The following is a 23666-nucleotide window of genomic DNA, read 5'->3' as shown; positions in this document are numbered from 1 at the left end:
GGTGCAGCTGGGTCGAGGTCACCCGGTCACCGGGTCAGCAACCCCACCTCGGACAGCAGCTGCTGGGTCTGCTCCAGCGACGCCAGGTCCGACAGGTCGATCTGCGGCGGGCTGAGGTCGGCCAGCGGGGGCACCTCGGGGGCGGCCGCGATGCCGGGCACCAGCGGGTACTCCTTGGTCTTGGTCGCGAAGTACTCCTGGCCGGCGTCGGAGAGCAGGTAGTCGACGAACACCTGGGCCTGCTCGGCGTTCGGCGCCGTCTTCAGCACGCCGACCCCGGCCACGTTCAGCAGCCCGCCCGGGTCGCCGGCCGCCATGAACCGGTTCTGCGCGGTCACCGCGGCCGCCCCGTCGGCGGCGATCTTCTCGTACAGGTAGTAGTGGTTGACCAGGCCCAACGCGATCTCGCCGGTGTTGACCGCGTCCCGGACGGCGCCGTTGCGCTCGAACGGCTTGGGCTCCTGGGCCGCGAACGCGGTCAGCCATTGCCGCGCACCGTCCTCCCCGCGCAGCACCCGCAGGCCGGTGACGAACGCCTGCCAGGACGCATTGGTCGGGGCGTAGCCGATCTGGCCCTTCCACTGCGGGTCGAGCAGTCCGTCGACGGTGTCCGGCGGGGTGGGGGCGAGCGTCGGGTTGTAGACGACGACCCGGGCGCGCCCGGACACTCCGGCCCAGGTGCCGTCGTCGGCGGCGTATGCGGCCGGGACCCGGTCCAGGGTCGCGGCCGGCAGTGCGGCGAACAGGCCCGCCTGGGTGACCGCACCCAGGGCGCCGGCGTCCTGGGAGAAGAACACGTCGGCCGGGGAGGCGTCGCCCTCGGTGAGGATCTGCGCAGCGAGTTCACCGGAGTCGCCGCCGCGGAACTCCACCTGCACACCGGTGTCGGCGGTGAACTGCTCCAGCAACGGACCGACCAGGTCCTTGTTGCGGCCCGAGTAGAGCACCAGCGTGCCACCGGCCACCGGGGCCGCGGACGCGGCCGGCGACGCCGGGGCGGAGGCGGCGGCCGAATCGGCCGGCGGGACAGCTGAGGCAGCCGACGCAGGCGAGACGGCCGACGATCCAGCCGTTGACGCGGATGTCCCGGACGAACCGGCCGAACCCGAACCGCAGCCGGCCACCAGGGCGACCAACCCCAGGGCTCCGGCCACCGACAGCACCCTGGCGGGTCGCGGTCGGCGAATCTTCAGCACACGCATGGGACTCCTTGCAGCAGTTAGGTAAGGGTAGCCTAGGCAGAGGTACCGTACTACAGGCTGTGTAGTAGTTCTCCCGCCACCGGGGTGCGGCCGGACCTACGATGTGAGCCGCGCACCGCTCGACGCGGAGCCGCAGGCCGGACCACAGGCCGAGGGCGAGAGGGGACATGGGCATGCGACGCGGTCCCGGACACCTCGAGCAGGAGGTGCTCGGCGTCCTGGCGGCGGGTCCGCGCCCGCTGACCCCCGGGGAGGTTCGCGACCGGCTCGACCGGAACCTGGCCTACACCACGGTGATGACGGTGCTGTCCCGATTGACGGAGAAGGGCGCGGCGGTCCGCGAGCCGCAGGGTCGCGGCTACGCCTATTCGGCGGTCACCGACCCGGCCGCCCAGGTGGCGGCGGCGATGCATCGGGCCATGGCCGGCAACGACCACGCGGCGGTGCTGCAACGGTTCGTCCGGTCGCTGTCCCCGGCCGATGAGCAGGTGCTGTCCCGGCTGTTGCACGAATCCTGATCGGCCACCGGCGAACCGGCTCAGCCGACCGTCAACCAGTCCTGGTCGAGCACCGCGACCAGCGTGTCCAGCGGCGCGTCGCGGAACCGATCGGCCGCCTCGTCGCCCTGCTCGGCGGCCGCGCCGATCGCCCGCTGCCAGGTGTGCGCCCGGGCGATCTTGGCCACCCGGCAAGCGGTCTCGAGCATCGCCGGCAGATCCTCGGCGGGCGCCAGGTCGCGGAACAGATCCAGGTAGGCGTTCCGGACGGCGAGAAAGCCTGGCCCATCGAGCGGCTCGTCGAGGAACCGGCGCACCATCCCCAGCGGGACGAGCGCCGCGGCGAACGGGTGCGCGAGCACCGCGTCACCCCAGTCGAAGAACCGGGCCTGCCCCGATCCGGAACCGGCCCCGTCCCAGAAGATGTTCCGCGGGTGCAGGTCGTTGTGATCCAGGCTCGCCGGCAGGGCCGATTGCGCCACCGTCGCGCACCACCGTTCGACTGCCGGCCGGGCGGCGGCGACCGCCGCGCGCCGGCCGCGCCGGTCCGGGTCGTCCCGCACGCCGGCGGCCGTCATCGCCACGGCCCGGTCGAACTGCTGCAGCATGGCGGCCGGTCGCATGTCGGCCACCCCGGCCGCGAGCATGCGCCCCGCCGCGGGCATCAGGTCCAGCTGCACCCGCCCGTACTGGACCAGCGCCGCGCCGAGTGCCCGCGCCAGCGCGGGCCCGGACAGCTGCTCGCCCAGCAGCGGCCCGCCGTCCGGCAGCAGGATCCAGGCCCGGTCGGGATCGGCGGCCAGCGGCCGCAGCACGTGGGCCGGCACCCGTTCGGCGAGCACCGCGTACAGCCGGACCTCGAACGCGGTACCGGGACTGCACGCCTTGAACCAGTACGTGCCGCGGTCGGTGGGCACCCGCACCGCCGTGGCCCAGGCCCGGATGTGCGGGTGCGCGACCGGCCCGGTCCGCCGGATCCCGGCATCCGCCAGCCGGTGGTCGAGCCACTCGACGGCGGCCGCCTGCCAGGCCCGGGACGACCAGACCGCGGTGCCGAAATCCAAGGGGGCGGCGCTACTCCAACTCGTCGACCGACCGCACCCCACCGGGACCGTTCGCGGTGCGCGCCTCCAGCGCGGCACCGACCACCCCGCGCAGATCCAGGCCGACGTTCGCGGCGATCGACGCGGAGACCGCGCCCAGCACGAACGGGGTGTCGACGATGACCACCCGGTCGGCCTGCTCGCCCTCCAGGAATTCCACGGCCGTCTCGGCGGTGAGGTACCCGGAACCCAGGTCGTAGAGCAGGATCGCCCCGTCGCCCGCGTCGGCCTCCTGGATCGCCGCGGTGATCAGGTCGAACGAGGTGCCGACCGAGCCGTCCTCGAGCCCGCCGGCCGGCCGGATGGCCACGTTCGGCGCCATCTGCCCGGCCACCTCCGCCACGCCGGCCGCCAGCTGCGCGCTGTGCGAGACCAGCACGATGCCGACCGTCACGACGACTCGGCCGCGGATCCGGCGGCGGCATCGGCCAGCGCGGCGAGCAGGTAGGCCGTACTCGTCGCCCCGGGATCCTTGTGCCCGATCGATCTTTCGCCCAGGTAGCTGGCGCGACCCTTGCGGGCCTGGAACGGGATGGTGGCCTCGGCGCCCAGGTTCGCGTCGGTCGCCGCCGCCCGGAGCACCGCGGCGACGTCGTCGCCGACTTCGGCGGCGGCCCGCGCCGCGTTCACCGCGGGCGTCAGGGCATCGACCATCGTCTTGTCCTCGAGCTCGGCCTTGCCCCGCGCGACGACACCGTCCCGGGCCGCGGTCAGCGCGGTCACCACACCTTGGGCATCCAGCGTCGGCTGGTCCTTGACCGCGGTCGATGCGCGCAGGAAGGCGGTGCCGTACAGCGGCCCCGCCGCCCCGCCGACGGTCGAGATCAGCGTGGAGGCCACCATCTTCAGCACCGCGGCGGGGGTGTCGAACTCGGTGGTATCCAGCTTGGCCAGCACCGCGGTGAACCCGCGCGCCATGTTCTCGCCGTGGTCGCCGTCACCGATGTCCCGGTCCAGCCGGGTCAGCTCCACCTTGTGCTCGGCGATGGTGGCGACGACCGCCCGGATCCCGGCGACCGTGCTCGCGGCGTCACACGTCATCGGCTCACACGCCCCAGCGCAGGGCGGGGGTGTGCACGGGCGCGTCCCACAGCTCGATGAACTCGTCGTCCAACTTGAGCAGCGTGATCGACATGCCCTGCATCTCCAGCGAGGTGATGAAGTTGCCGACGAGCGAACGAGTCACCTCGATGCCACGCTCGCCCAGGAACGACCGGGCCGAGTGGTACGCCAGGTACAACTCGATCAGCGGCGTGCCGCCCATCCCGTTGACGAACAGCAGGGTCCGGTCGCCACTGGTGAACGGCAGGTCCTCGACGACGGCCCCGAGCAGGGTCGCGACGATCTCGTCCGCCGACTGCAGCTTCACCCGGTGCCGGCCCGGCTCGCCGTGGATGCCGATGCCGATCTCCATCTCGTCTTCGGCCAGGGTGAACGACGGCTCGCCGGAGTGCGGGACGGTGCACGGTGTCAGCGCCATGCCCATCGACCGCACCTGACTATTCACCCGCTGGGCGATCGCGGTGACGGTCGCCAGGTCGTCGCCGCGGGCCGCGGACGCCCCGGCGATCTTCTCCAGCAGCACGGTGCCACCGACACCCCGCCGGCCCGCCGTGTAGGTCGAGTCCTTGACGGCCACGTCGTCGTCGACCACGACGCTGCTGATCTGGATATCCTCGGCCGCCGCGAGTTCGGCCGCGGTCTCGAAGTTCAGGACGTCGCCGGTGTAGTTCTTCACGATGTGCAGCACCCCGGCACCACCGTCGACCGCCTGGGTGGCCGCGAGGACCTGGTCCGGGGTGGGCGAGGTGAAAACGGCCCCCGGCGCGGCCGCGTCCAGCATGCCGGCACCGACGAAGCCGCCGTGCAACGGTTCGTGACCGCTTCCGCCACCGGACACGAGCGCGACCTTGCCCTGGATCGGGGCGTCGGCCCGCACGATGGTGGCCGGGTCGAGGGTGACGGTGATCAGATCGGGATGGGCCAACGCCATGCCCTGCAAGGCTTCGGTGACGACGGTCGTCGGGTCGTTGATGATCTTCTTCACGAGGTTCCTCTCGTTGCTGTGCGGGCGTCATTGCCCCCGACGATCTTCCCCCGCGCCCGATCCGGTTGCCACCGCGGGTGACACCCCGACGGGGTGGTTCCGGGGCCGACCGGGGCCGACCCCGATCGATCCTCAAGCCGTGGTCGACGGAGCGTGACGAAGTCGCACGGACAGGCACGTCACGCAGCCCTCGAGCTTCTCGAACTCGGAGATGTCCACCGGCACCGGCGTGAACCCCAGGTCGGCGATCAGCTCCGCCGACCTGGGCGCGGACGCCGCCATCAGCAGCCGCCCGTCACCGAGATCGACCACGTGCGAACCACCCTCCTCGGGCATCGCCCGGAAGTGCGGCCAGAAGCCCGGGTCGTCGACCAGCGGCGGGTACCCGATCACCGTGCCGTCCGGCAGCGCGGTCACGGCCGACTTCAGGTGCAGCACCTTGGTGGTGGGCACCGCGATCACCCGGTGGCCCAGCGGTGCGCAGATCCGGCGCAGGGCGGCGACGCCCGCCGCGTCGGTGCGCTCGGTCCGGCCGACGTACACCGTGCTGCCGATCTTGAGAACGTCGCCGCCCTCCAACGACCCGTCGTCGATCGTCGCGGTCGGGTAGCCGAGGGCGCGCACCGTCACCGAGGTGCCCAGCGTCTCCGGCCGGCGGGACTGGGCGCCCGGGTGGGTGATCACCGCCGTGCCGCCGATCATCACCACCGTGTCCTCGACAAACACGCCGTCCGGGCATTCCGGCACGGCCGGCACCTCCACCGGATCCCAGCCGGCGTCGGTCAGCGCGGTCACGTACCCGTCCCACTGGCGACGGGCCAGGTCGATATCGACCGGCACCCGCTCCAGGTGGGTGAGCAGGCCGTCGGCCAGGTGCGGCGACGGCGGTCGGACGAGCGCACGGGGGGTGTCGGTCACGCCGGGCAGGCTACTCGCGCTCGTAGACGTCGGGGATGCCGTCGTGGTCGTCGTCCCGGTTCTCCGCCTCCCAGATGAGGCGGTACCGGCGGTTGCGCAACCGCAGCAGCACCGCGGCCAGCAGGGCCGCGGTCAGCGATCCGGTCAGCACGGCGATCTTGACGTGGTCGTCGGCCTCCGGGTTGGCCGCGAAGGCCAGCTCACCGATCAGCAGCGACACGGTGAACCCGATGCCCGCCAGCATGGCAACCCCGGTGACGTCGGGCCAGGTCAGGCCCTGTTGCAGCGGGCGGCGCAGAGCCTTCGAGGTGAGGAAGGTGGCGATCAGGATGCCGATCGGCTTGCCCAGCACCAGACCGAAGATGATGCCCAGCGCGATCGGGTCGGCCAGCGCCGAGGCGAAGCCGCTCAGCCCGCCGATCGTCACCCCGGCCGAGAACAGCGCGAACAGCGGCACCGCGACGCCGGCCGAGATCGGCCGCAGCAGGTGCTCGAAGCGCTCCGCCAGCCCGGTCCCCGGCTCCTTGTCCCGGGCGTGCGGGCGGACCGGAACGGTGAACGCCAGCAGCACGCCGGCGACGGTGGCGTGCACCCCGGAGGCGTGCACGAGGATCCAGGTGGCCGCGGCCAACGGAAGCAGCAGGTACCAGTGGCTGATCCGGCGCTGCACCAGCAGGCCGAACCCGGCCAACGGCACCAGCGCCAGCGCCAGGAACCCCAGCTGCAGGTCGTCCGTGTAGAACAGCGCGATCACGATGATCGCGAGCAGGTCGTCGACCACGGCCAGGGTCAGCAGGAAGGTGCGCAAGGCCGACGGCAGGTGGGTGGAGATCACCGCCAGCACGGCCAGCGCGAACGCGATGTCGGTGGCCGTCGGGATGGCCCAGCCCTTGGGCGCCGTGCCCGCCGCGAACACCAGGTAGATCACGGCCGGCACGAGCATGCCGCCGACGGCCGCGAACACCGGGACCGCCGCCCGCTTCGGGTCGCGCAGGTCGCCGGCGACGAACTCCCGCTTGAGCTCGAGCCCGGCGACGAAGAAGAAGATAGCCAGCAGCCCGTCGGCCGCCCAGCTCTCCAGCGACAGGTTCAGGTGCATCAGTTCGGGCCCGGCGACCAGATCGAGCATCGCGAAGTAGGACGCCGACCACGGCGAGTTCGCCCAGACGAGCGCGATGACCGCGGCGCCGAGCAGCAGTGCGCCGCCGACCGTCTCCTTGCGCAGGATGTGGGCGAGGCGGCTGTCCTCCGCCCACGATCCATGGGCGAACAGCGACGAGGACTCCGTTGGCATGCTGGACCCTTCCGCCGACCAGACTTCCCGGCACACCATTTGGTCGTCCCGCGGCTCGGGCGAAACCTGCCCAACCCTATCGAGGCGGACCGACGCTACGTTGATGGCATGTCTGCCGACCCGGCCACCGAGACCCTGGTCCGGCTGGCGCCGCCGGTCGCCGCGCGGGGGGCCGTGCGGGACATGGTCGGCTACCGGATGGCGCCGATGCCGGGCGAGCATCGAGGCTTTCCCAGCCCCTGGCTGACCCTGGTGTTCTCACTGTCCGGGGCACTGCCCATCGAGGTCCCCTTCGGGTCGCGGGTCCGGTCCGCGGCGTTCCACGTTCCCGTCGGCGGCCTGCACACCCGGGCGGTGGTCATGCCCCGGCGCCTGCCGCACGCGCCGACGGCGAGCCAGCGCGGCATCCAGCTCGCGGTGCACCCGCTGGCCGCGCGGGCGGTCTTCGGTGTCCCGGCGTCCGCACTGGCCGGCGAGGTGCTGGAGATCGACGAGCTGGCCGTCGGCGGGTCCGAGCTGGCCGGCCGGCTGGCCGAGTGCTCGTCCGGGATCGAGGCAACCGCGGTCGTCGACCGCTGGCTCGGCGCGCGCATCGCCGCCGCCGAGGTGGCGCCGCCGGCCCCCGAGCTGGCCCGGGCCTGGCGGCTGATCGTCGGCAGCCACGGCCGGGCCCGGATCGCCGACACGGCGCGCGCCGTGGGGTGGTCCCGCCGGCACCTGACCGCTCGGATGCGCGCCGAGATCGGTGTCGGAGCGAAGGATCTAGCCCGGTTGGCCCGGTTCGCCCGGTCCCGGCGGCTGATCGGCCGGCAGGATCGGAGCCTGGCCGAGGTGGCCGCGGATGCCGGGTACGCCGACCAGTCGCACCTGACCACCGAGTGGCGGGAGTTCGCCGGGTGCAGCCCGGGGCGGTGGATCGCCGAGGAGCTCTCATTTCTGCAAGACGACTCCGGGTCGCGGTCGGCAGACTCGCCGGCATGACGACAGCAATCCGCACCCAGCCCGGGGCCTGGCCCACCCTTTCCTACCGCGACGGCGAGGCCGCGCTGCGCTTCCTGACCGAGGTGGTCGGCTTCACCGAGTCCGTGGTCCACCGCGGCGGGTCCGAGCGACCCATCGCCCACGCCGAACTGTTGTGGCCGGACGGCGGCGGCATCATGTTCGGCTCGGAGCCGAGCGAGCCGCGGTGGTCGGGCTCGGCCGGTGGGCCGGGCACCGGCACCGCCTACCTGTCCGTCGGCAGCGCCGCCGACCTCGACGCGCTCGCCGGGCGGGTCGCCGACGCCGGCTGGCTGCTGCTGCGGGAGCCGGCCGACACGGACTACGGCAGCCGGGAGTTCGCGTTCGCCGACCCCGAGGGCAACGCCTGGAGCGTGGGTACGTACCGGGGAGCCGCCGCGGGCTGACCGCCGGCAGGGGCCGCGTCGGTCCTCGACTCCGGCCCCCGGTTATGCGAACATGTGTTCGTGCGGATCGGCGGGAGCAGGACGGATGCGTCGATCCTGCACGCCGACCTGGACGCCTTCTTCGCCTCGGTCGAGCAACGGGACAACCCGCGATTGCAGGGTCGCCCGGTCATCGTCGGCGGCGGGGTGGTGCTGGCCGCCAGCTACGAAGCGAAAGCGATGGGCGTCAAGACCGCGATGGGCGGCCGGCAGGCGCGGGCGTTGTGCCCGGATGCCGAGGTCGTCGAGCCCCGCTTCAGCGCCTATACCCGGGCCAGCAAGGACGTCTTCGAGGTGTTCCGGGACACCACCCCCCTGGTCGAGGGCCTGTCCATCGACGAGGCGTTCCTGGACGTGGGCGGGCTTCGCCGGGTCGCCGGCTCCCCCGCGGAGGTGGCCGCCCGCCTGCGGGCGCGGGTCCTGGACCAGGTCGGCCTGAAGATCACCGTCGGGGTCGCCCGGACCAAGTTCCTGGCCAAGGTGGCCAGCGGCGTGGCCAAACCCGACGGTCTGCTGGTCGTCGAGCCGGACCGGGAGTTCGACTTCCTGCACCCGCTGCCGGTGCAGCGGTTGTGGGGTGTCGGCCCGAAGACCACCGCGAAGCTGCACGCCCTCGGCATCACCACGGTCGGCCAGGTCGCGGCCCTGGACGAGGCCACCCTGCTGACCGCCCTGGGCGGGGCGTCCGGGCGGCAGCTGAACGCCCTGGCCCACAACCGTGACCCGCGCATCGTTCAGGTCGGCAAGCGGCGCGGGTCGATCGGCTCGCAACACGCGATGGGCCGGGGCCGGCACACCATGGCCGAGATCGACGCCACCGTCATCAGCCTGGTCGAACGGGTGACCGGGCGGATGCGCAAGGCCGGCCGGGAGGGCCGCACGGTCGTGCTCCGGTTACGGTTCGACGATTTCACCCGGGCGTCGCGGTCCCGGACGCTGGCCCGGGCGACGTCCCGCACCCCGATCGTGTTGGAGGCCGTCCGCGACCTGGTCGCGGTGGCCATGCCACTGATCCGGGACCGCGGCGGCCTGACCCTGCTCGGCATCGCGGTCGGCAACCTGGACGACGACAGCGGGCAGTTGGAGCTGCCGTTCACCGACGCCGCCTCGCCGACGCGCGCGGCCGCGTTGGACCGGGCGATGGACGGTGTCCGGGAGAAGTTCGGTTCGGCGTCGCTGACCCGGGGTGTGCTGCTCGGCCGGGACCCGGGGGTCAGCATGCCCGGGCTGCCGGACTGAGGTCGAATGGCGCCATGACCAGTTCCGAACCATATATCCACGACCGGCCGGCGGTGCCGTTCGTCGGCACCACCACCGGGGTCACCCGGGCCACCATCGCCGAGATCGCCGACCGGATCCCCGCCCTGATCGGCGCGCTGACCAGCCACGGCGGCACCCCGGCCGGCGCGCCGTTCTTCCGGTACCTGGAGATCACGGGCGACTCGATGACGGTGCAGGTCGGCGTGCCCGTGCTGCCGGGGACCGCGCTCCCGGAGCACGTCGCGCCGTTCTCGACCGAGGTGGGCGAGCTGCCCGCCGGCCGGTACGCCACGCTCACCCACGTCGGCCCGTTCGACGGCCTGGCCGGCGCGACGCAAACACTTCTCGACCGGGCCCGCTCGGACGGGCTCGAGGTGGACGGCGACGTGCTCGACGGGGTCGAACGATGGGTGGCCCGGCTGGAGATCTATCTGACCGACCCGCGCATGGAGACCGACCCGAACCGGTACGAGACCGAACTGGCGATCAAACTCCGCTGATCCGGCGGACCGGCTGTCGGGCTGACTGCGGCTGCGGGCGGACTGCGGACTTCGGACCGACTACAGGGCGCGCTGTCGGACGTCTCTGGCACAGTCCGCACCATGGCGCGAATGCAGGCGGGAATCGTCATCAGCACCGGAACGGCGCGGGAGTTCGCCGACCTGGCCGTCGCCGCCGAGGCGGCCGGCTGGGATGCGATCTTCACCTGGGAGGCGGTGTGGGGGCCCGACGCCTGGGTGACCCTCACCGCCGCGGCGATGGTGACCGAACGGATCCGGTTGGGCACCATGCTCACCCCGCTTCCCCGCATCCGGCCCTGGGACCTGGCCGGCAAGGTCGCCACCCTCGATGCGCTGTCCGGCGGGCGGGTGCAGCTCGCGGTCGGCCTCGGGGCGTTGCACGAGGGGTGGTTGGCCTTCGAACGGGACGAGGGCCGCCGGGTCCGCGCGGAGAAGCTCGACGAGGGGCTCGCCGTGTACGACGGCCTGATGCGCGGGCAGCCGTTCGCCTTCACCGGCACCCACTACCAGGTCACGCCCACCGATTTCATGCCGCCGCCACCGCCGGTCCAGCAGCCCCGGGTGCCGGTGTGGGTGGTCGGGGCGTACCCGTCGGCGACGTCGCTGCGGCGGGCCGCCCGGTGGGACGGTCTGCTGCCCACCACGGTCGGCGGCGGGGCGGAGGCCCCGTTCGGCCCGGCCGACCTGGCACAGGTCGTCGCCGCCGTGCGTCCGTTGCGGGCCACGGCCGGCCTGCCCTGGGACGGCTATCAGGTGATCGCCGAGGGCGTGTCCCCGGCCGGCGCAGCGGGTGACGAGCTGGTCCGCGAGTGGGCGGACGCCGGGGCGACGTTCTGGGTCGAATCTGATTGGTCGATGAGCGAGGATGCCGTACGGCGGCACCGCGAGCGCATCGACGCCGGCCCGCCGCGGCCGTTTCCGACCCAGTGATGTTCGCGCGCGCCGATGCCTGCTCGTCGTCGCGCTTGCGTTCAACCAGATCGACGACTCCCTGCGCGATGTCGGCGCCCGGTCGATGTCCGTCCCTTCGATCGCGACAGGGTGGATATTCGCGGTTCGACATTCGGCATCACGCCCTGGTCGATTCACGACCGAAACCGATCGGCTGAACATGCAAATCAAGATCGAAATAGTCAAGGAGCTGACTGACGGTCAAGAATGGAATCCGGGCAGCGCCGACGACCATCTCGACCGGCGGCCATCAGGTGACCTGCGCCGACGAATTCGGTCGCGCGAAGGCCGTCGTCCGCCGGCGTGCCGGCGACGGTGTCCTCCCGGTCGCGGTCCGATCGGGAACGGCGCGCAGCTGCCCGACCAACGGTGCGCTCGGAGAGATCGGTTGACGGTGGGAAGGGGGCCCGCCCCCTTCCCACCAGCCGCCGAGTTGTCCGCATGGCCCTGCCCGATTTGGCCTCATCCAGCCCGATCCGGCCTGTTCCTCGCGTTCGGCGGTGGCCACCGATCGTGGCGCACGGTTACCCAGCGACGACCCCATTCGGTCATCGGAACACCCGATTGAAGCCCTTTTCACCCCTGCCAGATTCCGACCGACGACCCGGAATTCGATCCGATGTCCGCGGACTGAGCCGTGGTCAATGACTCGCGATCGCCACAGCCGACTATTGATCTTGAGTTATCCACATCACCGAAAGTTAATTTCTGCCGGGCTCGCATTGCTGGGTATCGTCACCCGATCGCGCAGGAACGCGGACGGAGGATCATGGGGGCCTTTCTGGGTCTGATGCTGGGCCTCGGCCTGCTGCTGATCTGGCACGGGCTGTCCTCCGTCACGACCCCGCGGCCGAGCCGTCCACCGTTCGAACGCACCCGGGAACGTCTGCTGCAGGCCGGGCTGCCCAGCGTGTCGCCGGCCCAGCTGTTCGCATTGCAGGCGCTGTCCGCCGTCCTGGTCGCCGTGCTCGGCCTGGCCCTGACCCAGTCGATCAGCGTGTCGTTGATCTTCGCGCTGTTCGCCGGCGCCGTGCCGCATCTGATGGTGTCCCGATTGCGTCACAAGCGGCAGGCCGACCTGCGCGAACTCTGGCCGGAAGTGGTCGACAACCTGACCTCCGGCGTTCGGGCCGGGCTGTCCCTGCCGGAGGCGCTGGCCGCGATCGGCGATCGCGGCCCCGAACAGCTGCGCGAGCCGTTCCGGCAATTCGGCGCGGACTACCGCACCACCGGGCGGTTCAACGACTCGCTCGACCGGCTCAAGGCCATCCTGGCCGATCCGGTGGGCGACCGGGTCATCGAGTCGTTGCGAGTGGCCCGCGAGGTCGGCGGCACCGACCTGGGCCGGCTGCTGTCGACGCTGTCCGGATTCCTCCGGGACGACGCCCGGACCCGCGCCGAACTGCTGGCCCGGCAGACCTGGTCGGTCAACGCCGCGCGGATGGCCGTGGCCGCGCCGTGGCTGGTGCTGGTCCTGCTGGCCACCCAGCGCGAGACGCTGCAGGCCTACGACACGCCGACCGGGACGGTCATCCTGTTCGCCGGGGCCGCGCTGTCGTTCATCGCCTACCGCCTGATGATCAGAATCGGCCGGCTGCCGGAGGATCGGCGGGTGCTGCGATGAGCGAGGCTTGCCGAGCGAACCATCGGAGAACTCATGGGGCCGGCCGAGCCGGGACGGTTGAGCCTGCGAGGCGTCCCGGGACGGCGGCCCCATGAGCGAGTGGCTGCTCGGCGGCATCCTCGGCGCCGTCGTCGCCGCCGGCCTGCTGATCGCGATCCTGGCCACGCCGCCGTTGCGCCGCCCGACGATGTCGGACCGGATCGCGCCGTACCTCACCGACGCCGGACGTCCCTCCCGCCTGCTCACCGGCTCCACCGCCGGACCGACCTCCAGCGCGTTGGGCAAGCTCGCCGCGCCGCTGGTGCGAGACGCCGTCCGATTCGTCGACAAGATCATGGGCGGGCGCGGCTCCGTCGAACGGCGGCTGACCGCGATCTCCTCGCCGCTGACGGTCGACCAGTTCCGGGTCGAGCAGGTGCTGTGGGGCTCGCTCGGCGCCGCGGTCGGCGCCGGGATCGGCCTGCTCGCGGTGCTCCTGGGCCAATCGAACCCCTTCATCCTGATCCTGCTGATCGTCGCGTCCGCCGCCGCCGGGGTGCTCGGACGCGACTGGTGGCTGACCCAGACCGTCAGCAAGCAGGAGGAGGAGATCATCGCCGAGTTCCCGGTGATCGCCGAGATGCTCGCCCTTTCGGTGACCGCCGGCGAGAGCCCGACCGGGGCGATCGACCGGGTGACCAAACTCGCGCACGGGCCGCTCGTCAGCCAGCTCAGCGGGGTGCTCGCCGAGACCCGGGCGGGCACGCCCTTCCTGACCGCGCTCACCCATCTGCGGGACCGCACCCGCCTGGAGCCGCTCGCCCGGTTCCTGGACGGGATGGCCGTCGCGATCGAACGTGGCACCCCGTTGGCCGATGTGCTCCGCGCTCAGGCCGCCGACGTCCGCGCCCTGTCGAAGCGGCAACTGCTGGAATCCGGCGGGCGGAAGGAAATCGCCATGATGGTGCCCGTCGTGTTCCTGGTGCTGCCGATCACGATCCTCTTCGCCCTCTACCCCGGACTGCTGGCCATCACCACGGTGGCCCAGTGAGCCGTCCCGCACTACGCCGAAGCACCGAGCCTGGAGGCCACCATGACCCCGACCGACCGCGCACTCGAATGGCTGAACACTGTCACGCTGTCTCTTGTGGCGCGACTGAACTCCGCGGAACGCGAGGATCGGGATCGGGGCGACGTCCCCGGCTGGGTGATGATCACCGTCATGACAGTCAGTGGAGATTCATAATCACTCACTTAGGGCACCCACCAGCTCACCTCTTCCCCTCGGCCAGCACGTTGGTCGACGTACGTGGGCACGACAATGCCCCCCGCGCTACCTGCGCTATCGTCAAAGCATGGTTCAGCGGTGGACTGCCACGCTGAGGATCTCCTGGCATCCGATCCTGACCTTCGAGCGTCGGCGCCTGGATCTTCTGGATTGGATCGACCAGCACTTGGAGATCGTCGCGTTCAAGAACGACTCCGCCGACGAGGTTGCGGTAGCCGTGGGGCACCGGGGTCTGCGCGGCACAATCACGATGAAGTCGATGAGCATGAGCACCAGCAGCCCGAGCCTGACAGTTGATGCGCTCGGACCCCTGTTCGACGGTGCGTACGACGTGCTGGGGTTACATGGCGTGAGGGTGGTCGAGTACCAATCAAGCTGGACTGCTCCGCTAGAAGGGTCCTATAGCGCTGCATGTGGGATTTTCGCCCGAAATGTTACGTTCCATCAGGATCTTGGCGAGTTCGCAGCTACGGATGCCTCCGTGCTCTTCGACGCGGCGAGCGACTCGGCGACCTTGCAAGCGGAGATGGGCGTCGTGTCAAGCCGAGAACTCCGGGCAAGAATCATGCACCCTGCCATCGGTCGGCATCCCGACACCAGCAGGCCAACCTACGTTCCCGATCCAGCGGACGAACTACCGGAGCTTTCGCTCTTCGCCGACGTCCGATGGTTTCCATCCACCGGAATGTCGATTGCCTCGGGCGATGAGCTGGCTCATATCAGGGAGCACATCGAGAACGACTGTGCAACTATGATGGTCGGTCTTGGGGAGTCGGTCCAAGCAACTCTGGAAGGGGGCGGAGATGAGTTCAGTAGTGGTGGGTCAGGATTGCCCGCCTGATGAGACGGCTGAATCCGAACTCTGGATCGACGCGACGAGCATCGCATCACCGCCAGTTCGGAGAGCCACGGGGCGCTTCTTGCTGACCGTGGCCACGGCACGTCGTCGGATGAGCACGGGGCGTCCAAAGACGATGACCTTCGACCTCTCCCAAGTAGACGAAGACGATGATGTTTCGACCGACATCGCCCGTGACATGGCACAGCGGTGGGACGACTGAACTAACCCCGTTCGGTGTCGAGCGTCAAACTTCAGCAGGGCGATCTTTGGAATGCCTGGATTCCCTACAACGACGTCACGGGACCGGGCGCCAGCGGCGGGGTGGGCAAGTTTCGCCCCGTTCTGATCGTGGGCTTCTCGGATAGGACGCCTGCGGACGACCAAGTTGTCCTGCTTGTCCCGATCACGTCGTATGGAGCCGGGGCCGCACCCAAGAAGGGCGATGTCGAGATTGTCAACTGGCAGGCGTGTAACCTGTCGAAGCGGTCTTGGGCCCGCGCGAGGCGCATCTGGGGAGCAAACCCGAGGGTGCTTCGTGGAAGTTCAGCGTTCGGCACCGTAGAGGTCCAAGTCCTGAACGACGTCTTCTCGGAGATCGAACGTTTGATCGTGTAAGCCCTGTCGGACTTCGCCCCGCGAGGGGCGGGGACGACTGCCAGTGAACTCAGCGTTCAGCTTGGGCCCGTGCCCTTTCAAGCGCGCCAACGAGCGGCACGCCGAGGTCGTGGAGCCGAGCACGGTCGGGGATCGCCGGGGTCCCGGGCAAGACGATCATGTTTGTGATCGCCCAGGCGTCGGACGCCCAGCGGAACCGGTCCGCCCAGGTCTCCAGGTTCAGCTGGGCCACGTGCGCGATGCCATACGCCCGGCACCACGCATCGAACATCACCGGGTCGGACCAGGTCGCGTGCCGGGGGTCACGTAGCTCCGCCGGCACCATGGCGTCGCCGGCCGGGTCGTGGGATCGGAGTCGGGCCATCGTCAGCCCGCCCGGGATGCCGTGCGCCGGGACTTGGACCACCGGGCCGCCGCGCCGGTCTTGCCGCGCATGGCGTAGCCGCCGGGCACGCGTTCCCCGGCGTCATCGGGCAGCGCCAGCGCGGAAATGAGCTGCCGAAGCGTCGTCCTGGCGTTGTTCGCCGCCGCGACGGCCGGGTTTACGGCCGTCCGGCCGGCGTCCGTGAGAATCGTCGGACCCTCGGCCCGAATTGACTGGTCGAGAGAATCCAGAATATCAATCGTCCGGCACGCCTCGATCAGCAACGCAATTTCCGACTCGGACAGGTCATATTTCCCAACAATGGCGTTCCAGAATTCCTGACCTCGCTCCAAGAATTCCGGCCGTACCGGTTGCTTCATTTTATCATCCATTCTAAGGCTGGTGGTACCCATTCTTTTAGGGTCTGCGGGTCGAATTCCCTGGGCGAACCTTGATTTACCGCGATATTAAGTCGGTGGCACGGGCAGACTTGCTCTGAACTGCGCAGATTCCCCAGGACAGGCAGGGCTTGGACTGGCAGCACCCTCCCGCCCGGTCTAGCCGTAGCCGCATCCGGGGGTGCCCCCCTGGGGTGGTGTGTCCGGTTCGGGCGGTTCGGGTGTCGGCGATCATGATCATCATCTCCGATCGGTCGGTCGGCGGGCATCGGACGGGCGCCCCGGGGCCTGCCGGCCGTAACTGCTGTGGCGTTATGTGGGGGCCGGACCCGCTGCCATGCCCTCTCCCCGGTGCGCGGCAGCGGGTCCGTGTCCTATCAGGCGATCGTGACCGTGATCTTGGCCATCCGGTTCGGCCGAATGACCTTCCACCCGATCCGCCATGTCACCCGCACCGCTCGCGAATCACTCTGGAAATACAGGTCTTCGGAGGTCGCGAGGGTGACGACGCCGGACGCGGAGATGATGTTGGTCGAGTCGATGATCAACATCTTCCCGCTTGTCATCGCCGAACTCACGATCACGGGAACGCCGAACAGTGTGCGTCCGGTGGGCTCACCGGGAGCGCCCAGCAGCGGGAGGTTGCTGCCGGTCGCCACCTTCCGGACGCGCAGCACGCCGAACGATGCAGGATCCATCACGATGTGCGAGGCGGTCCCGCCGTTGACCTCGACCGACGTGATCGCCTCCGCGACGACGTCAAGGTCATCGTCTCCGAGGGTCCCGCCGTCCACCACGCCCGAGGTGGCCAGGAGTCCGGTCGGTGCCGATGCGCTCGTCAGCAGAGCAGCGTTCGCCTTGGTGATGATCGACCGTCGCAGCGAGTCCGTCATCAGATTCGCGGCGTCCTGGTAGCTCGCTGCCTCGCGCGAAACCTTGGTCAAGACCGCGATCTTCCCGGTCGAGACGGTGACCTCGGCGAGCGTCGGATCGACCGCCGTGATGTCCTGCCCTTCCGGAACAAAGGCAGCCGCAGCGTCGGCGGAGACGTACGGCACCCGGACGACCGGGGTGTCGCCCTCGATCCCGCCAGCATTTGTGGTGAGGGTGAAGATTAGCGCCTCGGGGACAAGGTCCCGGGCAACGAAAGTGGTGTCGGGGTAAAGGCCCCGGGGTCCTGCGGTGGTAGCGGCCATTGTCGGCGTTCTCGCTTCGGAATCAACGCCGGGCCGGATTTACGGGCACGGCGGAAACGGATCGGAAGGCCGGTCCATTTATTTCCTGGCGCGTGGTGACCGTAGGCGCCCGCGTTGCTAGAACGCTGGTGATGTACTGCTACCCGCTCGTTGAGGTCGGCGGTTAACCCTTGGCAATACCCCGTCTTACCGGCGACGTGACCGTGATCATCAGGCTACTCGGCGTCGCCGAGGTGCGACAAGAGATCACGGCCGGGTTGCCGATACGCCGCTTTCCTTCGAAGCCGTGAAATCAGGCGCGGGAGGTCGGCACGATTCAAATGAATCATGCCGATCCCTCGATGACGGGTCGAGGGATCGGCACGAGGCAAATGCCTCAGCCCCATCCCTCGATGACGGGTCGAGGGTTGCGAAAGTTCAATCCGCTGACTGGCCATGCTGCCGGCCCGGTGGGGGGATTGCCCCGCCGGGCCGGTGCTATTGCGGCAGCGTCGATCTGAGCGGCGCTCGGGGCCGGTTGCACTCCAGGACCCGCCGGGCGGAATCAGTCGGTGGGCACCCACCCGGAGACTCCACCCGCGTCGTCGGCTGAGAACGGGCTGGGCTCGGTGATCCACTCGGCCGGGTCGACGCCGATCGGAAACCCATCGGGGTCGGTGAGGATCTCGGCCTCCCGGACGGTCCGCGAGACGATATAGGTTCCTCCGGCTGCGTCCCGCCGGTAGGCGACCACGGTATCGGCGGCACGGGCAGCGGCGTCGGGGGTCAGCCCGTGCTCGATGCCGATCCGGATCTCGTCGGCCCGCATGGCCTGCCAATCGACCGGCTGATCATCGTTGTGGTTCATGGGCTTTGCTAGACCTTTCGGGTTGGGGTGAGGGACGGCCACGAGCGTCGGCGAAGCAATCGAGGCCAGGGGTAGAAGACGTGGGTGATCCCGGCGTCGGAGTAGCCGCGTGCGGCGAGTAGGGCCACCTCGGCGGCGGTCGGGGGTCGGCGGAATCGTCGGCGTCCGCTGTGCACCGCCCGGTCGTAGTCGGACATCTTGGTGTTGTCCTCGGCGATCAAGATCGGGCAATCGAAGACGTGCATGGCCTCGATCGGCCCGCCCTCGTGTCCGACGAAAAAGGCTGCGCCGCACTGTGGGCAAACGGGTTCGGGTGCCTCAGGCGGCGGCATGGTTGATCACCTCCAGGTCGGCCAGTCGGTCCCGGCCGGACCGGCGGGCGTCGATCAACGCGGTGACGTCTGCCGTGGCGACGAGGGCATGAAAGCGGCCGGAACACGGGCACCCGCACCGGTTCACCTTGGTCGTCGCGGCGATACAGCCCGGCGTGCACCGCTTGGACTTGATCAACTCAGCGGGGGTCACGGTGCCCCCGCAGACGCGTTCGGCTTGATGGCGATCATCGTGGGGTTTCTCCTTCGAGTAGGGGTCATGGCTGGGTGGTGCGGCTCATGCGGCCCGGGCGGCTTCGTGTTCCGGGTCGCGGCGGTCGCACACATCGCGGCCCGGTCGGTGCAGGTAGATCGGCCCGTCGCAGATCCGACATCTGTCCGGTCCGCCGGTGCCGTGCCCAACACTTGGCACGCTTAGCACGACCGTCGTCTCGGGGTCCTCGGAGACGTTGTTTCCGCAGGTCAGGGCAGTCATGCCAACGGTCGTGCCAAGGGGGTCGAACTGGTCATTGGTTGGGTAAGGCAATTCAGGTTGTTTTGCCTGGTCAGGGTATGTGTCATCGGTCGTGCCATCGGTCGTGCCAACTTGATCGGTCAATTCACGTGAATCGGATGACGCGGACGAATAGGTCGTGCCAACAGGGCCAGTCGTGCCAACGGTCGTGCCAAGCGCGTCGTCGCGTTTCCCCAGGTCAGGGCCGGTCGTGCCAACAGGGTCGGTCGTGCCAACGTCTTGTGTGTTGGGCAGGGACCAGTAGCTGACCCGCCGGACGACGCCCGCCCTGCCACCCGGCTCGATCCTGGTCTCCACCTCCAGGTCGAGCCTCTGACGGGCGCGCTGAATCGTCCGCTCCGAGAATCCAGCGTCCTTGCCCGCCGCCTTGACGGTGGCGCTGCGATCGGTGGCGCCGCACGATTCGAGGTAGTGCCGGAGCCAATCGACGGCGGCATCCAACTCCGAACGTTCGTCGGTGCTCTCCGGTGCTCGCAGTAGGGCGTTCGCGTCCAGGTCGACCGGCTCCGGCTCCCAGACCACGCGGGCACACCCGAACTCCGGGACGCTCTCCAGCCGGTAGGCCAGCGCTGGCGGTTCGGCGGCGATGTTCATCTTGGTCGGGGCCAGAATGCGGCGGTCCGGGTCGTCGGGGTCACGGGCGACCAGGAAAGCGGCACGCGCGGCGCCGATGATGCCGATGGACCCGCCGCCCCGGTAGAGCGCGCTCCCGCCGGACGTCTTGTTGAGGTGCCGGATGAGAATGATCGCGGCGCCCGTCTCCTCGGCCACAGCGCCGAGCAGGTGCAGCACGGCCCGCACGTCTTGGTCCCGGTGCGAATCCACCCGACCGGACAGGTACGCCATGAAGACGTCGATGATCACCAGCCGGATTCCGTTCCGCCGGATCAGGTCTCGGATGACCGGGATGTCAGCGGGTAGTGACGGCGGGACCATCCGGCCGGGGTCCTCGGGGTTGGGCACCTCGGTCAGCGCGTGGACGTTGCCCAGGTTGGCGCCGGCCGCGTGCAACCTCGGCACGATCGTGTCCGCCAAACCGTCCTCGGCGGACAGCAGCAGGACCCCGCCCAGTGCGCTCCCCGGCTGACCGTCGGGCCAGTCACGCCCGGCCGACACGCGCGCGGCGATGTCAACCGTCAGCGTGCTCTTTCCGGTGGATGGGTCGCCGTCGACCACGGTCACCTTCCGAGCGGGAATACGTCCATTCCACAGCCATTCGACGCGCTCGGGCTTGACGTTGGACAGCGTGACGAGCTTCGCGGTGGGTGCTGCGATGACGTCCGGTGGAACCTCGATCAGGTCGTCGGGGATGCCGTATCCCGCCGCGACATGATCTGCCGCATCTTTGACGTCGTGCTGGCTGCGGACGATCGTGACGGAGGCGGCGATGGGGGCCAGGATCGCGCAGACCTGCGCGGCGTGCTTCCGCCCCACCTCGTCGGCGTCCGGCCAGACGAATACGTTGGCACCGGTCAGCGGGGTCGGGTCGATCTTGTCGAACTTTCCGGCACCCATGGGGTTGCACGTCGCGACCGCGCCGACGGACTCCAGGGCCAACACGTCCTTCTCACCCTCGACCACGAATACCGAGTCGCTCGCCGCGACGGCCTTCCGCACCTGCGACGCTCGAAACAGGCTGCGGTCCTTGGTATCCCCGGTCTGATGGAACACCTTGCCCGGTGCCCGATGGACAACTCGACCACCGGGACAGCGACGGATTCCGGTCCTCATGCGCCGGGCATCTCGCGACGTAGCCCTCGCCGGACCGCCGGAGCACGCTGCCGTGAGATTCCAACTCCGATCGGACCCGATCCCAACCGCCATGATCGGTCGACGACCAAGAGTTCAACCACGAACGCCGACGCTGCTCACGCACCAACGCGCGGAACGTTGGCAACCCGCAGGGCTGAGAACTATCCTCAACAGCGATCGAGTGATCAGTAGGGCGATCCTTCGGCAGTTGGTCCCCCGGTGTGGCGTCCGGGGGTCTGCCAGCACATCATCGACCGGTGCGGTCACGGTGACCACCCGCATCCGCTGGCGGCATCACGCGAGCGGGAGCGTCCGGCGACGACCAGCACGCGCGTCCTCGGATCACGCATTCCGACCGCCCGAAAACAGCGCGGCGAGCCGGTCCCGCTGGGCGGCTGTCAACGGTGGAGCAGCGGCCACCGTCCGGCTGACGTAGTCGGCGATCTTCGCTGCCGCGAGATCACGGGTGGCAACTTCGATGTCGGCGGGATCGCCCTGCCGATGGGCGACAGCGACGCGAGCGCGCGCACGCGCAACGTCTGGGTGCATGACTGACCAAGCCCCTTTCGGGCTTTGTCAGGGCTCACCCGCCTGACGTGGTCGGCCATACCGGCGCCATCATGATCGTTGTCGTGGGACGACGACTTCAGGTTGACGTTATGCTGCGCTCGATCGGCTGCGCAACCCCGGCGAGTACGGCACGGCAGTCCGACGCGAGATCGACCAGCGGGACCATGGCGACGCGGTGGTCGCATCCGACCTCGAACCGCGCCGGGGGCCACCTATCGACGTCCAGCGGTAGGTCCCGGTCGACGCCTCGGACTCGGTGCATCCCGAACGCCACGGCCTTGCCGTCGGTGATGTCATTGATGCTCACGCCGGTACCAGTTCGCCGCAGCCATTCGCCCTGGGGCACGCGGAAGGCGTCCGCCAGCACCAACCACCCATCCGGTCGCCGGAACACTCGCAGCAGTCGGCAGGGCCGTTTGCGCGAACCGCACCCGGCGGTCTTCCACACCACCACCGGCGGCGAATGCCGGTAGCGGCTCGGCACCGCGTACCCGGACCGTCGGAGGCCGTCGCTCATCCGGACCCGGGTCCGCAGGTCGATCTCGGTCATCATGCCCTCCATTCCACGCGGACGGACTCGGGGTTGAACGGTGCGCGACCCTTCGGGGCCTCCGGCAGGATCGTGATCACCAGCAGGGTGTCGATCGCCGCCCGGCGGACGTCGAGCGAGGCGGATTCCCACTTAGCTCGGGCGTCAGGACCCGCCAACTCCCCGAGGTCGGCGCGCGGCAGTAGGGCCGTGATCTGCGTCCGGATGGCGTCCATCTGCGCTGTGAGTCGCGCACTGATCCGGCCGAGCTGGTCGGCGGTGATCAAGTCGTCGGCGTACTGGTCGGCGGCGAGATCGAGCCGAGCCTTGATCGCAGCATGGCGATTCTCCGCGTCCGCGAGGTCGTCGGCGCGGTCCGGCGGCGTCAGGACGGATATGGCATCCGGTTGGGACAGCCGAGCGATCATCATCTCGGACACCAACTCATCGACCGGCTCCTGAACCCGCGCGCATCGGTGGCAGTCGCGGCACACGTAGTACGGCCGACGCGTGGAGGTGCCCCCGGTGTTGACGATCATCGTCGGCGTGTCGCACCGGCCGCACCGGGCCAGTAGCGACAGTAGGTGCTTGCGCTCGCTGCCCCGGTTCTGCGTCCGGGCCGGGTTGGTCAGTAGTGCGGCCACCCGGTCGTGGGTGTCGCGGTCGTAGATCGGTGGCCAGTCGCCGACCCCGATTTCTTCGCCCCGGTGCACCCGGATACCCGCGTTCCGGGGTCGCAGCATGACCGTTCGCAATTGCGCACCGGTCCACCGTCCGCCACCGGTCGTGGTCAGCCCTCGCCGGTTCAGGTCGGCACTGATCGACCGGACGGACTCACCCTCTAGTAACCGCTTGGCAGTCTCCCGGATCACCTCGGCGGGCTCGGGGTCAAGCTGGTCCGTTCCCACCCGGACCCGCCGCGTGCCGGTGTCGATCAACTCGCAGCGCCATCCGTACCGGACCGGGCCGTGCGGCTTGCCGGTCTGGGCGCGCTGGGCCAGGGAACGGCGGAGTCGGCGCTTGAGCTTACGGACCTCCTCCTCTGCTCGGGCGGCACCGACCCGCGCGTTGAACCGGTCGGCGAACAGGTCGCGGCCGTCGACGTCGATGCACCGGAGCCCGGCCTCCGTAAGGTCCAGCCATGGCCGTAGTTCGTCGGGGTCCCGGGACAACCGGTCCTGGTCCCACACGATCACCGCGTCCATGGCGCCTCGCTTGACGGCGGCGAGCAGTCGCAGATACTGCGGCCGGTCCTTGCCGTTGGTGGCCGACACGCCATCGTCCACGTACTCGCCCACGATGGTCCAACCCTGCCGGGCGGCTTCGGCCCGGGCGTCCTGTAGCTGCCGGGCGATCCCGAGCTCGTTGTCCTTGCTCATCCGGGCATACAGGGCAACCCCGACAACCGCCTTTTGGGTACTCATGGCTCGATCATAACGACGGCCATCGTGGTCATCGCCCTGCTTGCGGTGTTCCGCGAGCAGGTGATCAACGCCGTGCAGAACGCGTTCCAGTCGGTGACCGGCGCGGGCTGATCGCCGATCGCGATCACAACTATGACTGCGACCGCGATCGCGGG

The 23666-nt window shown here is 69.8% G+C and carries 27 protein-coding genes; 11 read left to right on the top strand and 16 right to left on the bottom strand.

Features of this window, described 5'->3' with window-relative positions; translation table 11 throughout:
* Positions 1–26: 26 nt before the first annotated feature.
* Positions 27–1202, bottom strand: a complete 1176-nt coding sequence (locus tag ACILSK_RS10815; RefSeq protein WP_395727170.1) for an iron ABC transporter substrate-binding protein — start codon at positions 1200–1202, stop codon at positions 27–29.
* 173 nt (positions 1203–1375) lie between these two features.
* Here ACILSK_RS10815 and ACILSK_RS10810 point away from each other — a divergent pair, with 173 nt between their 5' ends.
* Positions 1376–1720, top strand: a complete 345-nt coding sequence (locus ACILSK_RS10810) for a BlaI/MecI/CopY family transcriptional regulator (RefSeq protein WP_395727169.1) — start codon at positions 1376–1378, stop codon at positions 1718–1720.
* Positions 1721–1740: 20 nt separating this feature from the next.
* Here the strand turns inward: ACILSK_RS10810 and ACILSK_RS10805 are convergent, their stop codons facing one another.
* From ACILSK_RS10805 to nhaA, 6 genes are all read right to left on the bottom strand, one after another.
* Positions 1741–2763 (bottom strand): phosphotransferase, encoded by a 1023-nt coding sequence (locus ACILSK_RS10805; protein ID WP_395727168.1) that lies wholly within the window; start codon positions 2761–2763, stop codon positions 1741–1743.
* Positions 2764–2773: 10 nt separating this feature from the next.
* Positions 2774–3196, bottom strand: coding sequence for a dihydroxyacetone kinase phosphoryl donor subunit DhaM (gene dhaM, locus ACILSK_RS10800; protein WP_395727167.1), 423 nt, complete (start codon positions 3194–3196; stop codon positions 2774–2776).
* On the bottom strand, positions 3193–3843 hold the full coding sequence (gene dhaL, locus ACILSK_RS10795) for a dihydroxyacetone kinase subunit DhaL (RefSeq protein WP_395727166.1): 651 nt from the start codon (positions 3841–3843) through the stop codon (positions 3193–3195). Before dhaL ends, dhaM begins: the two co-directional genes overlap by 4 nt.
* 4 nt (positions 3844–3847) lie before the next feature.
* A complete protein-coding gene (gene dhaK / locus ACILSK_RS10790) occupies positions 3848–4849 on the bottom strand; it encodes a dihydroxyacetone kinase subunit DhaK (protein ID WP_395727165.1) in 1002 nt (333 codons plus the stop codon).
* Positions 4850–4981: 132 nt separating this feature from the next.
* A complete protein-coding gene (gene ddaH / locus ACILSK_RS10785) occupies positions 4982–5767 on the bottom strand; it encodes a dimethylargininase (protein WP_395727164.1) in 786 nt (261 codons plus the stop codon).
* A 10-nt stretch (positions 5768–5777) separates the two neighbouring features.
* Positions 5778–7061 (bottom strand): Na+/H+ antiporter NhaA, encoded by a 1284-nt coding sequence (nhaA, locus tag ACILSK_RS10780; RefSeq protein ID WP_395727163.1) that lies wholly within the window; start codon positions 7059–7061, stop codon positions 5778–5780.
* Positions 7062–7169: 108 nt separating this feature from the next.
* On the opposite strand from nhaA, the gene ACILSK_RS10775 reads away from it, so the two are divergent.
* The 9 genes from ACILSK_RS10775 (at position 7170) to ACILSK_RS10735 (ending at position 15585) form a co-directional block, all read left to right on the top strand.
* Positions 7170–8042 (top strand): helix-turn-helix domain-containing protein, encoded by an 873-nt coding sequence (locus tag ACILSK_RS10775; RefSeq protein ID WP_395727162.1) that lies wholly within the window; start codon positions 7170–7172, stop codon positions 8040–8042.
* On the top strand, positions 8039–8467 hold the full coding sequence (locus ACILSK_RS10770; RefSeq protein ID WP_395727161.1) for a VOC family protein: 429 nt from the start codon (positions 8039–8041) through the stop codon (positions 8465–8467). Before ACILSK_RS10775 ends, ACILSK_RS10770 begins: the two co-directional genes overlap by 4 nt.
* Positions 8468–8521: 54 nt before the next feature.
* Positions 8522–9745: a DNA polymerase IV gene (dinB, locus tag ACILSK_RS10765; RefSeq protein WP_395727160.1), complete on the top strand. Its 1224-nt coding sequence runs from the start codon at positions 8522–8524 to the stop codon at positions 9743–9745.
* Positions 9746–9759: 14 nt separating this feature from the next.
* A complete protein-coding gene (locus ACILSK_RS10760) occupies positions 9760–10266 on the top strand; it encodes a GyrI-like domain-containing protein (protein ID WP_395727159.1) in 507 nt (168 codons plus the stop codon).
* A gap of 102 nt (positions 10267–10368) precedes the next feature.
* Positions 10369–11217, top strand: coding sequence for an LLM class flavin-dependent oxidoreductase (locus tag ACILSK_RS10755; protein WP_395727158.1), 849 nt, complete (start codon positions 10369–10371; stop codon positions 11215–11217).
* A gap of 790 nt (positions 11218–12007) precedes the next feature.
* A complete protein-coding gene (locus ACILSK_RS10750; protein ID WP_395727157.1) occupies positions 12008–12862 on the top strand; it encodes a type II secretion system F family protein in 855 nt (284 codons plus the stop codon).
* A gap of 91 nt (positions 12863–12953) precedes the next feature.
* The gene (locus ACILSK_RS10745; protein WP_395727156.1) at positions 12954–13892 is read left to right on the top strand and encodes a type II secretion system F family protein; all 939 of its coding nucleotides are present in this window, start codon (positions 12954–12956) and stop codon (positions 13890–13892) included.
* A gap of 304 nt (positions 13893–14196) precedes the next feature.
* The gene (locus tag ACILSK_RS10740; RefSeq protein ID WP_395727155.1) at positions 14197–14970 is read left to right on the top strand and encodes a hypothetical protein; all 774 of its coding nucleotides are present in this window, start codon (positions 14197–14199) and stop codon (positions 14968–14970) included.
* Positions 14971–15204: 234 nt separating this feature from the next.
* Positions 15205–15585, top strand: a complete 381-nt coding sequence (locus ACILSK_RS10735) for a type II toxin-antitoxin system PemK/MazF family toxin (RefSeq protein ID WP_395727154.1) — start codon at positions 15205–15207, stop codon at positions 15583–15585.
* A 49-nt stretch (positions 15586–15634) separates the two neighbouring features.
* Here the strand turns inward: ACILSK_RS10735 and ACILSK_RS10730 are convergent, their stop codons facing one another.
* The 9 genes from ACILSK_RS10730 to ACILSK_RS10690 all read right to left on the bottom strand — a co-directional run bounded on the left by ACILSK_RS10730 (position 15635) and on the right by ACILSK_RS10690 (position 23511).
* Positions 15635–15949 carry a hypothetical protein gene (locus tag ACILSK_RS10730; protein ID WP_395727153.1) on the bottom strand — a complete coding sequence of 105 codons (315 nt, stop codon included), beginning with the start codon at positions 15947–15949 and terminating at the stop codon, positions 15635–15637.
* A gap of 2 nt (positions 15950–15951) precedes the next feature.
* Positions 15952–16362 carry a P27 family phage terminase small subunit gene (locus tag ACILSK_RS10725; RefSeq protein ID WP_395727152.1) on the bottom strand — a complete coding sequence of 137 codons (411 nt, stop codon included), beginning with the start codon at positions 16360–16362 and terminating at the stop codon, positions 15952–15954.
* A 362-nt stretch (positions 16363–16724) separates the two neighbouring features.
* Positions 16725–17543 (bottom strand): phage major capsid protein, encoded by an 819-nt coding sequence (locus tag ACILSK_RS10720; protein ID WP_395727151.1) that lies wholly within the window; start codon positions 17541–17543, stop codon positions 16725–16727.
* A 544-nt stretch (positions 17544–18087) separates the two neighbouring features.
* The gene (locus ACILSK_RS10715; protein ID WP_395727150.1) at positions 18088–18390 is read right to left on the bottom strand and encodes a hypothetical protein; all 303 of its coding nucleotides are present in this window, start codon (positions 18388–18390) and stop codon (positions 18088–18090) included.
* Between the two features lie 8 nt (positions 18391–18398).
* Complete coding sequence (locus ACILSK_RS10710; RefSeq protein ID WP_395727149.1) at positions 18399–18635, bottom strand: hypothetical protein; 237 nt, start codon at positions 18633–18635, stop codon at positions 18399–18401.
* A gap of 73 nt (positions 18636–18708) precedes the next feature.
* The gene (locus ACILSK_RS10705; protein ID WP_395727148.1) at positions 18709–18915 is read right to left on the bottom strand and encodes a hypothetical protein; all 207 of its coding nucleotides are present in this window, start codon (positions 18913–18915) and stop codon (positions 18709–18711) included.
* Positions 18916–18999: 84 nt separating this feature from the next.
* On the bottom strand, positions 19000–20967 hold the full coding sequence (locus ACILSK_RS10700) for an AAA family ATPase (RefSeq protein ID WP_395727147.1): 1968 nt from the start codon (positions 20965–20967) through the stop codon (positions 19000–19002).
* 667 nt (positions 20968–21634) lie between these two features.
* Positions 21635–21928, bottom strand: a complete 294-nt coding sequence (locus ACILSK_RS10695) for a hypothetical protein (protein ID WP_395727146.1) — start codon at positions 21926–21928, stop codon at positions 21635–21637.
* Between the two features lie 179 nt (positions 21929–22107).
* Positions 22108–23511, bottom strand: coding sequence for a recombinase family protein (locus ACILSK_RS10690; RefSeq protein WP_395727145.1), 1404 nt, complete (start codon positions 23509–23511; stop codon positions 22108–22110).
* Here ACILSK_RS10690 and ACILSK_RS10685 point away from each other — a divergent pair.
* Positions 23500–23622 carry a hypothetical protein gene (locus tag ACILSK_RS10685; protein ID WP_395727144.1) on the top strand — a complete coding sequence of 41 codons (123 nt, stop codon included), beginning with the start codon at positions 23500–23502 and terminating at the stop codon, positions 23620–23622. The two genes, ACILSK_RS10690 and ACILSK_RS10685, sit on opposite strands and share 12 nt — an antisense overlap.
* Positions 23623–23666 lie beyond the last annotated feature (44 nt).

The sequence above is a fragment of the Nakamurella sp. genome, from assembly GCF_044224575.1.
Classification (GTDB): domain Bacteria; phylum Actinomycetota; class Actinomycetes; order Mycobacteriales; family Nakamurellaceae; genus Nakamurella.
This window is presented reverse-complemented; position numbering and strand designations above follow the sequence as displayed.